The sequence below is a fragment of the Afipia massiliensis genome, assembly GCF_014203115.1.
Lineage (GTDB): Bacteria > Pseudomonadota > Alphaproteobacteria > Rhizobiales > Xanthobacteraceae > Afipia > Afipia massiliensis.
The window spans coordinates 59,679-72,649 of record NZ_JACHIJ010000006.1 but is presented as its reverse complement, the minus strand read 5'-3'; the positions used below and the strand labels follow the sequence as shown (position 1 = coordinate 72,649).

General features: G+C 60.7%; 11 protein-coding genes. 1 reads left to right on the top strand and 10 read right to left on the bottom strand.

Annotated features, from left to right (window positions below):
- Window positions 1-5: 5 nt before the first annotated feature.
- The 4 genes from HNQ36_RS19950 to HNQ36_RS19935 form a co-directional block, all read right to left on the bottom strand.
- Window positions 6-1,085, bottom strand: coding sequence for an ABC transporter ATP-binding protein (locus HNQ36_RS19950; protein WP_184087942.1), 1,080 nt, complete (start codon window positions 1,083-1,085; stop codon window positions 6-8).
- A complete protein-coding gene (gene glpD, locus HNQ36_RS19945; protein ID WP_184087940.1) occupies window positions 1,082-2,626 on the bottom strand; it encodes a glycerol-3-phosphate dehydrogenase in 1,545 nt (514 codons plus the stop codon). Before glpD ends, HNQ36_RS19950 begins: the two co-directional genes overlap by 4 nt.
- A 247-nt stretch (window positions 2,627-2,873) precedes the next feature.
- Window positions 2,874-3,665 carry a DeoR/GlpR family DNA-binding transcription regulator gene (locus tag HNQ36_RS19940; protein WP_184087938.1) on the bottom strand — a complete coding sequence of 264 codons (792 nt, stop codon included), beginning with the start codon at window positions 3,663-3,665 and terminating at the stop codon, window positions 2,874-2,876.
- Between the two features lie 108 nt (window positions 3,666-3,773).
- Window positions 3,774-6,134, bottom strand: coding sequence for a transketolase (locus HNQ36_RS19935; protein ID WP_184087936.1), 2,361 nt, complete (start codon window positions 6,132-6,134; stop codon window positions 3,774-3,776).
- 134 nt (window positions 6,135-6,268) lie between these two features.
- Between HNQ36_RS19935 and HNQ36_RS19930 the strand changes: the two genes are divergently transcribed.
- A complete protein-coding gene (locus tag HNQ36_RS19930) occupies window positions 6,269-6,730 on the top strand; it encodes an Lrp/AsnC ligand binding domain-containing protein (RefSeq protein ID WP_184087934.1) in 462 nt (153 codons plus the stop codon).
- 3 nt (window positions 6,731-6,733) lie between these two features.
- Here HNQ36_RS19930 and HNQ36_RS19925 read toward each other — a convergent pair whose 3' ends face one another.
- The 6 genes from HNQ36_RS19925 to pcaH form a co-directional block, all read right to left on the bottom strand.
- Window positions 6,734-6,925 (bottom strand): hypothetical protein, encoded by a 192-nt coding sequence (locus HNQ36_RS19925; RefSeq protein ID WP_184087932.1) that lies wholly within the window; start codon window positions 6,923-6,925, stop codon window positions 6,734-6,736.
- Window positions 6,922-8,088, bottom strand: a complete 1,167-nt coding sequence (locus HNQ36_RS19920; RefSeq protein ID WP_184087930.1) for a PepSY-associated TM helix domain-containing protein — start codon at window positions 8,086-8,088, stop codon at window positions 6,922-6,924. Before HNQ36_RS19920 ends, HNQ36_RS19925 begins: the two co-directional genes overlap by 4 nt.
- Before the next feature lie 12 nt (window positions 8,089-8,100).
- Entirely contained in the window at window positions 8,101-10,380 is a 2,280-nt protein-coding gene (locus tag HNQ36_RS19915) for a TonB-dependent siderophore receptor (protein WP_246395476.1), read from the bottom strand.
- A gap of 229 nt (window positions 10,381-10,609) precedes the next feature.
- Window positions 10,610-11,533 carry a helix-turn-helix transcriptional regulator gene (locus tag HNQ36_RS19910; RefSeq protein ID WP_184087926.1) on the bottom strand — a complete coding sequence of 308 codons (924 nt, stop codon included), beginning with the start codon at window positions 11,531-11,533 and terminating at the stop codon, window positions 10,610-10,612.
- A gap of 148 nt (window positions 11,534-11,681) precedes the next feature.
- Window positions 11,682-12,269: a protocatechuate 3,4-dioxygenase subunit alpha gene (pcaG, locus tag HNQ36_RS19905; RefSeq protein WP_184087924.1), complete on the bottom strand. Its 588-nt coding sequence runs from the start codon at window positions 12,267-12,269 to the stop codon at window positions 11,682-11,684.
- Window positions 12,269-12,970 (bottom strand): protocatechuate 3,4-dioxygenase subunit beta, encoded by a 702-nt coding sequence (gene pcaH / locus HNQ36_RS19900; RefSeq protein WP_184087922.1) that lies wholly within the window; start codon window positions 12,968-12,970, stop codon window positions 12,269-12,271. The genes pcaG and pcaH overlap by 1 nt, the downstream gene beginning before the upstream one ends.
- Window position 12,971 lies beyond the last annotated feature (1 nt).

Here is a 12,971-nt window from a genome sequence, read left to right as displayed (position 1 = left end):
ATCCCTCACATTGCCGTCGGCGCGGCGACGAGCCGGCCGGCTTGATCGAAGATAAAGAGATCGTTCGGGTCGAGCACCGCGTCCAGTTCCTGCCCCGGCAGGAATTCGTGAATGCCCGGCAGCACCGCAACCCAGTTGTAGCCCTCGCGCTTGAGATGCACGAAGCTCTCTGAACCGGTAATCTCGGTGACACTGACGGTGGTGACGAACGCGTGCCGGCCGGGCGATGCACCGGCGACGTTGAGCTGGTGCGCGCGAAAGCCAACCTTGTAGGCGCCGTCGCTGAGGCCTTCATAAAGACCCGCTACCGAGGCGCGCTCGCCGCCGGAATAGAAGATCGAGCCGTTCTTTTTCTCGATGCTGACAGTGTTCAGCGGCGGATCGGAAAACACCTCGGCCACTTCCACCGTATCGGGACGCCGATAAACCTGTGGCGTCTCGCCGACCTGCAGCGCCTGTCCCTCGCCCATGCAGACCGTGCGGCCGCCGAGCAGCAAGGCTTCGGAGGGTTCGGTGGTGGCATAGACAAAGATCGCGCCAGATTCTTCAAAGATGCGCGGCAATTCGGTGCGCAATTCCTCGCGCAGCTTGTAGTCGAGATTGGCGAGCGGTTCGTCGAGCAGCACAAGGTCCGCGCCCTTGACCAGCGCACGCGCGATTGCCGTGCGCTGCTGCTGGCCGCCGGAGAGCTGCAACGGCGTGCGGTTGAGATAAGGCTCCAGCTTGAGCAACTTCGCCGCGTCCCGCACGCGGGTTTCGATCTCGTCGCGCGCCACGCCCTGCACCCGCAGCGGCGAGGCGATATTTTCGTAGACCGACAGCGTCGGGTAATTGATGAACTGCTGATAGACCATCGCCACCGAGCGCTTGCGCACATCGAAGCCGGTGACGTCCTTGCCGTCCACAAGGATGCGGCCGGAGGTCGGCTTATCGAGCCCCGCCAGCAGCCGCATGATCGAGGTCTTGCCCGACAGCGTCGGCCCGAGCAGCACGCTCAAAGTTCCGCGCTCAAGCGTCAGCGACACGTCTCGAATCCAGGGAACGCCGTTAACCTCGCGCGAAACCTGGTCGAGGGTGACGCTCATCCGCGGCCTCCGGCTTCCTTCAGCGGCGTATCGAAGCCGCTGCGATGCGTGGCGATCCAGTCATCGAGCGCCTTCACTTCATCGGCGGAGAGACGCAAGCCCAGCTTGGATCGTCGCCAGACAATGTCCTCGGCGGTGCGCGCGAATTCGTGCGCGATCAGGTAGCGGACTTCACGTTCCGTCAGGGTGTCACCGAACACCTGTCCGAGGTCCGCAGCGGATGACGCCCTGTCGAGAACCTTGCTGGCCCGCGTACCATAGGCGTGCGCAAGCCGGAGCGCGAGGGAGCGCGACAGGAACGAATTGTCGCGGACCAGTTCATCCGCCAGCGCCGGAATCGCGGACACGTCGAGATCGCCGCCGGGCAACGGCGTGGTGCCGGTCCAGCCCGCAGGCTTGGCTTTTCCCGGAAGATATTGCTCGAGCCGCTCCAGCGCCTCTTCGGACAAGCGGCGGTAGGTCGTGATCTTGCCGCCGAAAATCGACAGCAGCGGCAGCCCGCCCGGCGCATCGTATTCGAACACGTAATCCCGCGTGGCCGCCTTGGCTTCGCTGGCGCCGTCGTCATACAGCGGACGCACGCCGGCATAGGCCCACACCACGTCTTCTGGCTTCACGGACCTGGCGAGATAATCGTTCACCGACTGGCACAGATAGGCGATTTCCTCCACCGAGGCTTTCACCTTGGACGGATCGCCATCGTAGTCGCGATCGGTGGTGCCGATCAGCGAAAAAACGTTCTGGAACGGAATGACAAAGACCACGCGGCCGTCGGCGTTCTGGAATGTGTAGGCGCGATCGTGATCGTAAAGCCGCGGCACCACGATGTGCGAACCTTGCACCAGACGCACCTTGGCCTTGGCGTTGATTCCGGCGCGCCCGTTCAGCACGTCCTCGACCCACGGCCCGCCCGCGTTGACCAGCGCCCGCGCCTGGATACTGCTTTTCGCACCGGTGACAGTGTCCTCCAGCAGAACCTGCCAGCAATCGCCCTGACGCTTCGCCTCGACGGCGCGCGTCCGCGTGCGGATCACCGCACCGCGATCCGCCGCATCGCGCGCGTTGAGGACCACAAGGCGCGCGTCGTCGACGAAACAGTCCGAATACTCGAAGCCCTTGGTGAAGCGGCCCGACGCTAGCGGCTGGCCGACCGGATCGCGGCTGAGATCGACCGTGCGCGTGGCCGGAAGCAGACGCCGCCCGCCGAGATGGTCGTACATGAAGAGGCCGAGACGCAGCAGCCAGGCCGGACGCAGCCCGGCATGATGCGGCAGCACGAAGCGCAGCGGACGGATGATGTGCGGGGCGATCTGCCAGAGCACTTCCCGCTCCAGCAGTGCCTCGCGAACCAGACGGAACTCGTAATATTCGAGATAGCGCAGACCGCCGTGAATCAGCTTGCTCGACCAGGACGAGGTGCCGCTGGCGAGATCGTTCATTTCGCAAAGGAAGACGGAATTTCCGCGGCCCACGGCATCGCGGGCAATGCCGCAGCCGTTGATCCCGCCGCCAATGATTGCGAGGTCGAAAACCTGTCCCACCGCGTCTCCCCAGCGCCCGCTATTTTCGCTTATAGCGATTTCGCTTTCGATTGTGATTAAATCACAACCATAAACGAAAGCAAGCAATGTGACGATTTTACAGGCAGGCGCATCCCCGCGCGCAGAAAATCACATAAAATCAAATAATTAAGATGTTAATAGCGGAACCGACTGACTTGCGGCCCCGAGCAGCACGATCAACCTGAAAGGCTAACGCACCCTCTCCGCCCGCGCGGAAGAGCAGCCGTCAGGCCACGTCCGCAGGCTTGTCCGGCATCGCGGCAATCACCTCGATGCCGCGGCTGTTGCAGATGGCCTGAAGCCCGGCCGGCAATGGCAGGTCGGTCACAAACGTATGGATCTGGCTCAGATGCGCGATCCGCACCGGCGCGTTGCGGCTTAACTTGGTGCTGTCCGCCACCAGCATCACGCTGCGCGCATTGGCGATAATGGCCTGCGCGGCCTGCACTTCGCGATAATCGAAGTCGAGCAGCGCGCCCTCCTCGTCGATCGCAGATGCGCCGATGATGGCGTAATCGACCTTGAACTGTGTGATCAGGTTGTTCGCGGTCGAGCCGATCACAGCGCCGTCGGCGCGCCGCACCGTGCCGCCGGCCACGATGACCTCGATGCGCGGATGGCGGTACAGCAGCATCGCTACGTTCAGATTGTTGGTGATGACCAGCAGGTCCTCATGCGTCGCCGTCAGAGCGCTCGCGACTTCTTCCGTCGTGGTGCCGATGTTGATGAACAGCGAGCAGCCGTTGGGAATCTGCGCCGCCGCCGCGATGCCAATGGCTTTCTTTTCTTCCGCCGCGACGAACCGGCGGGCTTCGTAGGCGAGGTTTTCCACGCCGGAGGCGATGATCGCGCCGCCGTGAACCCGCGTCATCGAGCGGCGGTCGCACAGGTCGTTCAGATCCTTGCGGATGGTCTGCGCCGAGACTTCAAAGCGTCGCGCCAGATCCTCCACCGTCACCCGCCCGGAGGCGCGCGCGATGTTCAGAATGTCGGATTGGCGGTTGGAAAGCTCGGTCATTCAGCACCTAAACCCGTATGAGCCAATGGTGATGATGTTCCCGCTTCCGGTCAACTCGGCATTTCACTGGATGCTGCGCGTGGTTAAAAACCGCCGCGCGAGCTGCGTTTACATCGCCATCTTGCGATGCCGGATCGGCGAGCCGAAGGTCAGGCTCGCCGCGGCGTCGATGATGGTGTTGGTGTCGAGACCATAGTGGCCATAGAGATCGCCGATGGTGCCGGTCTGGCCGAACTTCTCGACGCCGAGCGCTTCGACGCGATGGCCATGGACGCTTCCGAGCCATCCCAGTGTCGCCGGATGTCCGTCGATCACAGTGATAAGCCCGCAATCGCGTGCCAGCGGCGCAAGCAACCGCTCGATGTGACTTTGCTCGCGCGGGCCGCCCGTACGGCGCTGTTTGCGCGACGTCGTCCAACCCGCAAGCAAACGGTCGGCGGATGTAATCGCAAGCAGGCCAATGTCCCGGCGCGACTCCCCAAGCAATCCCGTTGCCTCGATGGCTTCGGGCGCGACAGCGCCGGTATATGCAATCACCAGTTCAGCATTCGGACCCGGCTTGCGCAGCCAGTACGCCCCCGCCGCGATGTCGCTTTCAAGCTCGGGCGTCATCGTCCGTTGCGGCTGATCCAGCGTACGCGTCGACAAGCGCAGGTAGACCGATCCGCCATCATCGTCGCGCTGCATGTGATCGAAACCCCAGCGCATGATCACCGCGAGTTCGTCCACGAACGCAGGCTCGAATGACGAAAGACCATCCTGCGCCATGCCGATCAAAGGCGTTGCGATCGACTGATGCGCGCCGCCTTCCGGCGCCAGCGTGATGCCCGACGGCGTGGCCGCCACCATGAAGCGCGCATCCTGATAGCAGGCGTAATTCAGCGCATCGAGGCCGCGCTCTATGAAAGGATCATACAATGTGCCCACCGGCAGCAGCCGCTCGCCGTTGATGGAATGTGACAGGCCGAGCGCGGAGAGCATGATGAAGAGATTCATCTCCGCGATGCCGAGCTCCATATGCTGGCCTTTCGGCGAGTAATCCCATGCAAACGTCGAGGGAATCTTCTCCTTGCGGTATAGATCGGCCTTTTCGGCAACCGCAAACAGCCCGCGCCGGTTGACCCATGCACCAAGATTTGTCGAGACCGTCACATCGGGCGATGTGGTGACGATGCGCTCGGCGAGCTTGGTGTCGCTGCGCGCAAGTTCATTCAGCACCAGTCCGAAGCCCTGTTGCGTGGCCATCCGCGGCGTCAGTGTCACGTTAAGGCTCGCTGGCACCTCGATCTTCGGTGCATCCAGCCGCCGCGCACCATCGCGCGCGAACGTCACGTTCTTCAGGAACGCTTCGATGCGCGCGTGATCGAGCGGCAGGCCTTCCAGCCGGTCCCATTCGTGGCCAGGACGAATGTTCTGCGCCGCGCGAAAGGTTTCCATCTGCGCGACGGTCATCAGCCCGGCGTGGTTGTCCTTGTGACCCTGGAACGGCAAGCCGACGCCCTTGATGGTGTAGGCAATGAAGCACACCGGCCGGTCATGATCGACCGACTCGAACGCTTCCAGCATGCTCGCCATGTCATGGCCACCGAGATTCGACATCAGTGCCAGCAGCTCGTCGTCGCTGCGCTTCTCGATCAGTTTCGTTGCCGGGCCCTGATCGCCGATGTCATCGAGCAGATGCTTGCGGAACGCCGCGCCGCCCTGAAAGCACAGCGCCGCATACATCTGGTTCGGACAGCCATCGATCCACTTTCGCAGCGCTTCACCGCCCGGTTCAGCAAATGCGGCCTGCATCAACTTGCCGTATTTCACGATCACCACGTCCCAGCCGAAATTGCGGAACATGGTCTCAAGCTTTTCCCAAAGCCCCTCGCGGATCACCGCGTCGAGACTCTGGCGGTTGTAGTCGATGACCCACCAGGTGTTGCGCAGGCCTTGCTTCCAGCCTTCCAGCAACGCTTCAAAGATATTGCCTTCATCGAGTTCGGCATCGCCGACCAGCGCGATCATGCGCCCCTCAGGTCTGTCCTTCATCCAGCCATGCGATTTCACATAGTCCTGCACCAGCGACGAAAACAGCGTCTGCGCCACGCCGAGCCCGACCGAGCCGGTGGAGAAATCCACGTCGTCGATATCCTTGGTACGCGACGGATAGGACTGCGCGCCCTTGAAGCCGCGAAAATTCTCCAGCTTCTCGCGGGTCTGCTGCCCGAGCAGATATTGAATCGCATGAAACACCGGACTGGCATGCGGCTTCACCGCGACGCGATCTTCCGGCTTGAGCACGCCGAAATATAGCGCCGACATGATCGTCGCCAGCGAGGCTGATGAGGCCTGATGGCCGCCAACTTTCAGCCCGTCCGAATCCGGCCTGACATGATTGGCGTGGTGAATGGTCCACGACGACAGCCACAGCACCTTCTTGGTGAGGGCCGACAGGGTCTCCAGACGCGAGGGTTCGATGGGCATGACGGTCACCGGCAAGGGGTTCGGGACCAATGCTATTCCTCGCCTCGCGCTTTAAAATCTCAAATCTTCTCGACTGGCCGGCCGATATTAGTATACCATACTAATAATTGTAATCCTCACGAGATTTCATTCCAGTGGCCGCCCTCGACGCCATCGACCGCAAGATCCTGACGATTCTGCAGACAGACAGCCGCGTCACCATGCAGGACCTCGCCGATCAAGTCGGTCTGTCGGTGTCGCCCTGCCACCGCCGCGTGAAACTGCTCGAGGAGCGCGGCGTGATCTCACGCTACATCGCGATGGTCGACCAGACATCCGTCGGGCTGCCGGTCAGCGTGTTCATTTCGATCAAGCTGGAACGGCAGAAGGAAGAAGATCTCGACCGCTTCGCCAAGGCGATCTCGAAGTGGAAGGAGGTGCTGGAATGTTACCTGATGACCGGCAACCGGGATTACCTGCTCCGCGTGGTCACCGCCGACCTTCCGTCCTATGAAAACTTCATCAAGACCAAGCTGACTCGGCTCGACGGCATCGCCTCGATCGAGTCGAGCTTCGCGCTCAGCCAGGTGAAGTATTCGATCGCGCTGCCGGTGTGACGTTCAGCTACGCCTGACAAAGAAGTATCCGCACAGCAGGATCGGAATCGCCAGCGTGACCCAGGACACACCGTCCCACACGCCGTCTCCGACCAGCGCCGATACGAGTCCGATGATACTCAGCACACCGAGCACGATCGGGATCGCGAAAATCTGACCGTTGGACTGCCGGCGTGGCTGTGGCTTGTACTTCATGACGTATAGACCGGGCGATGATCCGACGCCGAGGCATCGACGACGACCCGCTCGATGCTGACACCGGACTGACGCCGGCGCAGCCAGAGGTAAAGGCCGGTGATGAGTACAGCGATGGTGATGATGTCGAGGATCGCCCATATGATCTTCAGCGGCATGCCGCCGTAGTCACCAAAGTGCAGCGGCTGCGAGATCAGCAGTGTCGCGACATACCACGGCAGGGGACGACTGTCGGTCAGAACGCCGGTGTCCGCATCGATCAGCGCCGGTTTGAGCAATTTCGCCGTGAGCGGCGTGTTGCCGCGCATGAACACAGCGTAGTGACTCTTGCTGCTGAAGATGGTGCCGGGAAACGCCACGAAGGCCGGCTTCATGTTCGGCTCGGCCTTGATCGCCACCTGCACCGCAGCGTCTATCGACGACGGATTCGCCGGCAGCGGCTTGTCCTTGTATTGCGCGGTCATTTCCGCGAGTTGCCCGAACTGCCAGACCTTGATGACGAGTTCGGCCCAGGTATTGATGACGCCGGTGAATCCGACCACCAGCATCCACATCACCAGCACGATGCCGGTAATATTGTGAATGTCGAGCCAGCGGACCACGCGCAGCCGGTCACGCCGGTAGGTTCCGAACTTCAGTTTCCGCATCGACGGCGCGTAGACGACGATGCCGGAAATGATCGCCACACAGAACAGGATTCCCATCAGCCCGAGGAACAGTTTTCCGGGCAGACCGGCGAACATGTCGGTGTGCAGCTTGAGCATGATGTAGGTGAAACGCCCGGTGACGTCCGGTGCATCGAGATAGGCCGCGGTGTGAGCGTCCACACGGACGATGCGGTTGTCGACCGGGCTGGCCTCCAGCGTCTTGCCGATGCTCACCATCAGCGCATTGGCATCATCCGGATCCCAGATCAGGAAATGCGGCACCATTCCCGGATCTCTTGTCAGACTGTTCTTTACAACGAGATCGAGGTTGGCGCGCGGCGTCCCTTCCGGCACCGGTGCCGCCTGCACTTCCTCATGCAGCAGATGATCGATCTCGTGATGGAAGATCAGCGGCAAGCCGGTGATGCAGAGCATCAACATGAACACGGTGCAGATGATGCTGGACCACTTGTGCGTCCAGCCCCATCGACGCAATGACTTGCCTGTGCCTGCCAATGTGGTGCTCCCTTAGTTCCAGGAATATCTGAGAGTTCCGAGAATCGTGCGGGCGGTTCCAAGGCCGCAATAGGCCAGGCCGGTCAAACACGATGCGACATAGTAGCGGTTCGTCAGGTTTTTTGCGGTGACCTGCGCGGTCCAACCTTTCATCTCCGGCCGCACGTAGCCGAAGTCATAGCTCACACTCGCATCGAACAGCGTGTAGTCGGGAAGAACAAACGTGTTGTAAAGATCGCCATAGCTCTCGCCGGCATAGCGAACACCTGCTCCCAGACCGAGACCCGCGAGCGGACCATCGAACCAGGTGTACTTCGCCCACAACGAGGCCTGATCGATCGGCACGCCATTCACATATTTTCCTTGAGCGCCGATAGCACTCGCGGTGATCTTGGCGTCCGTATGTGAGTAGCCCGCGATGATTTCGAGTTCGCGTGTGATGTTGCCACGCGCTTCCAACTCGACACCGCGCGAGCGAACCGCATCAGTCTGTACACTGAAGAGGAAGTCGACGGGATCCGCTGTCAGCACGTCATTCTGCTTGATGTCGAAATAGGCGGCAGTCAGCATCAGATTGGTGCCGACAGGCTGGAACTTCACGCCGGCCTCCCAGCCCTCACCGGTCGTCGGCTTGAATGCCTGTCCGTTCCGGCTCGCGTTGGCGTTCGGGACAAATGATGTCGAATAGTTGGCATACGGCGACAGGCCGAAATCGAACAGATAGTTCAGACCCACGCGGCCGGTTTGCGCTGAATCGCTGCGACGATAAGTACCCGGTTTCGGATAGGCTGCGAGGCTCTCCAACTCGGTGTTCACGAAGTCCTGTCGGCCGGTCAGCGACAATGTCCAGCGATCCAGCTTGATCTGGTCCTGAGCATACAAGCCGACCTGATCGATCTTGTTGTTCAACAGCATGAAGGGAGATAGCGAACTCGCAGGAGGGACAAAAGTCACTCCGTAAATCGGATTATATGCATTGATCGGATCGATCCCCCGACTTCGATAGTCCGAGCTTCCTGTCTGGTTCAGATAATCCAGGCCCACGAGAACCTTGTGAGTCAACGCGCCGGTTCGGAAATCTGCCTGTAGCTGATTGTCGGCGGTGAGATTCTGCGCCTTTGAGCTGACGTAGTTATAGCTGCGGCTCACGAGCGAGTTGCTCGTCGTCGCAGGCGTTGGAGGAAAGGTAGTTGAAAACATCCCCTCCGAACGCACGCTCTGCAAATTGTTGGTCACCTCCATGTAACGCACATTCTGGCGGAACTGCAGATTGTTGTCGAAGCGATGTTCTAACGCATAGCCGATTGCGGCCTGCTCGAGTTTGTAGCCGTCCAGGCTCGGTTCACCAATGTAGCGGCTGTAGGGGACGCGCCCATTTGGATTCGGCAGGAATGATACCTGTCCGGGCACGTACTGCTGGTAACCCTTGTTGTCGATCTTCTGATAGTGCGAGAGGATCGTGAACGAAGTGTCTGTCGTCGGCCGCCATGTGAAGCTCGGCGCAATGAAGACCTTGTTGTCCTGCACGAAATCGGTCTGTGTGTCGCTCTGGCGGGCAAGACCCACCACGCGATAAAGAAACTCGCCGTTCTTGTCGATCGGACCGCCGAAATCGAACGCACCCTGGATGCGGTTGAACGAGCCAAACGTGCCTGCAGCTTCAAAGTGCGGCGTCGCAGTCGGCCGCTTGCTGATCATGTTGATGAAGCCGCCTGGGTCAGTCTGCCCATAAAGACCCGAGGATGGGCCTTTCAACACCTCCAGCCGTTCAAGGCCGTATGGCTCGATCTTCGGCATCCCGAACTGCAGGCCGTCTTTGGGCAGCCGCAAACCATCCAGATACTGAGGGGCATCGAATCCCCGAACCTTGAAACCGTCGAAGAAAGCGTTGGCGCCGTAGCCCTGGATCGAGACACCCGGCGTGTACTGAAGTGCGTCCTGAACCGTCTGCGCACCCTGATCCTTGATCTGGTCTTTCGTCACGACAGAGATGGACTGCGGCGTCTCCAACAACGGCGTGTCAGTCTTCGTCGCCGTCACGCTTTGCCGGGCGGAATAGCCGACAACCGGCCCAGTGCCGCGTTCGCCGACCTGAGCTGGAACAGGCTGTGCGGGTGCAGGTGCTGGATCGACACGCGCGGCGCGGCGCGGACGTGCACGCTGGCCTGCCACCCTGACCTCTGGGAGAGTCGTCGCCGACTGCTTTTCCGACGGCGGTGCCGAAGATTGCGCGAACGAAGGCGTTGCCTGACAGGCGCCGCCCAAAATCGCCGCACCCAGCGCGCTTCTCATCGTCACGCGCAAAACATCCTTCGAAAACTGCCGCCCCATCTCAAGTTCCCCATCTTGCTAGGCTTTTCAGCCCCCGCGATGGAGAAAGCAGATTTATGCAGCAGACGCCTTTGCGTGCGCGCAAAAACCCTTTGATCTTATGTTGACGTTCTCAAAGGTAGCCGCATTGGCTCGCGCGTGCGGCATTTACGACGCAGTGCATCGCGCTCCTTGCAGTTCAGGCTTGCGTTCAGGACAGCGACTGACTGCGATAGTGGCTTGGAACCGAGCCGAAGTGCTTTCGGAACGCAGTCGCAAAGTTAGCAGGATTGGTATAGCCGACGAGATCGGCAGCTTCGGTGACTGTCATGTTCTGATACACCAGCGCCTCGCGCGCGATCTCAAGCCGCCTGGCCCTGAGATAGTCGATAGCGCTGACACCATAAGCCGCGCGAAAGCGCAGGTTGAACGATCGGCGACTCGTTCCCGCCCGGTGCGCCAGTTCGGAAATGCTCCATGGATAGCGCAAGTCGGCGTCCATCATGTCTTTCGCGACCTGAAGGCGCGCACGCTTGTTGTCGACGGGAGTGCCCAGTTCGGCGTTGCGACGTAACGCGTGCATTCCCCGCGCCAGAACTTCGGTCGCCTGAGCGCTCATCAACAATTTTCCTGCCGTACCATCGAATGTCGGCGACAGGATCTCCGCCGCAATCGCTTGAATTCGCGGTGGCGCCTGTACAGAGAAGACCAGAACAGGCCGCTCCGTAGTCTTGAACAGATCGACAAATTCCTGCTCCAGGCCCAGCGCCGTAATCGATGTACGGGGAAAAGCAATACCGACAGCGCGGATCGGGCCGCGGGGAGCTTCACCGCTGCACGGGGTCGGCTCGCGTATCGCCATTCCAAGTAGCTGGTTTTCGGAATAACGGACTCTTTCCGGGCCGTCGTTGGTGCAACTCTCGCCGGTGCCCTCCAGCACGATGGTCATATAGAGACCGGGCTTCATGATCCCGTGGGTGCGAAGATCGCCGGGCAGCTGAAAATTGCCCGGCTGAAGAACGCAGCCGGGGTTGTCCAGCCAGATCATGCTTTGGGAGAAAGTGTCTTCGACCGGACGATTCTCGCTATCGAGAATCCGGTAGTCGTCGACAATCAGATTGTAGAGACTTGTCATTCGGCAAATTTTTCCAGCTTGCCACTATGACGGCCTCGCCCCACGTGCTCAACGGGTTGCGGGCGTATTTAGAGCTATTAGAAAGTAGCAGCAGTGCGAACCGAAGTGCTTCCGGAACACCGCGCGCGGTGATCAACCTCAGATCGCGTTACACATCAAAGAACACAGTTTCCCTGTCGCCCTGCAGGTGGACGTCGAACCGGTAGGTCACGATATCGCCCTGCTCTCGCTTCGCGATCAACGTCGCGCGGCGGTCCGCTGGCACCAGCGCGAGGATCGGATCAGCAGCGTTCGCAGCCTCGTCCTCGAAATAGATCCGCGTGATCGCCTGCTGCGTCATGCCGCGCGCGAACACCGCCAGAAGAATATGCGGGGCCTGCAGCTTACCGCCCGGCCCGGGTACCGGACCAGGCTTGATGGTGCGGAATTCAAAGCCACCCTTGGCATCGGTGCCGCAGCGGCCAAAGCCCTTGAACGCGGCATTCGGCATCGCGCGCGTATCCTGCGGATCGGCAAAGCGCCCCTGCGCATCGGCCTGCCATATCTCGAGCATCGAATCGGGAATGATCTTGCCGTCGCCGTCGAACACCTGCCCGACGATGCGGATACGTTCGCCGGAGACATCCGCTGTCACCAGATCGTTGCCGAACGCGTCATTCCACGCGTAGTCGTCGCCCGGCGTCAGGCCATACTTGAAATAGGGACCGACAGTTTGCGAAGGCGTAATGTTGCTCATCAGTCGTTATCCAGTGGCGTAGCGTTACGTCCGCGCAATACGATGTCGAAGCGATAGCACAGCGCCCAGTCCGGCTTGGTGTTCTCGATATCGAAGCTCGACACCATCCGCATCCGCGCCTTCTCGTCGGTCACCGAATTGAAGATCGGATCGTAAGTGAACAGCGGATCGCCGGGAAAATACATCTGCGTCACAATGCGCGAAATGAACGAGTGTCCGAACACCGAGAAGTGGATGTGGGCGGGCCGCCACGCGTTGGGGTGATTGCCCCACGGATACGCACCGGGCTTGATGGTGACGAACCTGTAATAGCCGTTGCTGTCGGTCTGCGCGCGCCCGGCTCCAGTAAAATTTGGATCGAGCGGCGCCGGATGCTGATCGACGACGTGAATGTAACGCCCGCAGGCGTTGGCCTGCCAGACCTCAAGCAGCGTGTTCGGCACGCCGCGGCCGTCCTCGTCGCGAACATGACCGTGAACGATGATGCGCTCGCCGAGTGGCTCACCCTTGTGCTGAATCGTTAGATCGTTGTCGTTTTCGCGCACCGTCTCGTGGCCGTAGACCGGCCCGGTCAGTTCCGACAGCGTATGCGGAATAATCACCAGCGGCTTCGATGGCGAGCGGAGCACCGTGCTCTTGTAAGCCGGCGACAGGCGCGGCGCATGCGCGGCGTTGCTTTCTCGCGGATAGATCAACGTCATG

Coding starts and splice junctions, on each gene's coding strand:
- HNQ36_RS19950 (WP_184087942.1), bottom strand. CDS start 1,085: ATGAGCGTCACCCTCGACCAGGTTTCGCGCGAGGTTAACGGCGTTCCC.
- HNQ36_RS19940 (WP_184087938.1), bottom strand. CDS start 3,665: ATGACCGAGCTTTCCAACCGCCAATCCGACATTCTGAACATCGCGCGC.
- HNQ36_RS19935 (WP_184087936.1), bottom strand. CDS start 6,134: ATGCCCATCGAACCCTCGCGTCTGGAGACCCTGTCGGCCCTCACCAAG.
- HNQ36_RS19925 (WP_184087932.1), bottom strand. CDS start 6,925: ATGAAGTACAAGCCACAGCCACGCCGGCAGTCCAACGGTCAGATTTTC.
- HNQ36_RS19915 (WP_246395476.1), bottom strand. CDS start 10,380: ATGAGAAGCGCGCTGGGTGCGGCGATTTTGGGCGGCGCCTGTCAGGCA.
- HNQ36_RS19910 (WP_184087926.1), bottom strand. CDS start 11,533: ATGACAAGTCTCTACAATCTGATTGTCGACGACTACCGGATTCTCGAT.
- pcaG (WP_184087924.1), bottom strand. CDS start 12,269: ATGAGCAACATTACGCCTTCGCAAACTGTCGGTCCCTATTTCAAGTAT.
- pcaH (WP_184087922.1), bottom strand. CDS start 12,970: ATGACGTTGATCTATCCGCGAGAAAGCAACGCCGCGCATGCGCCGCGC.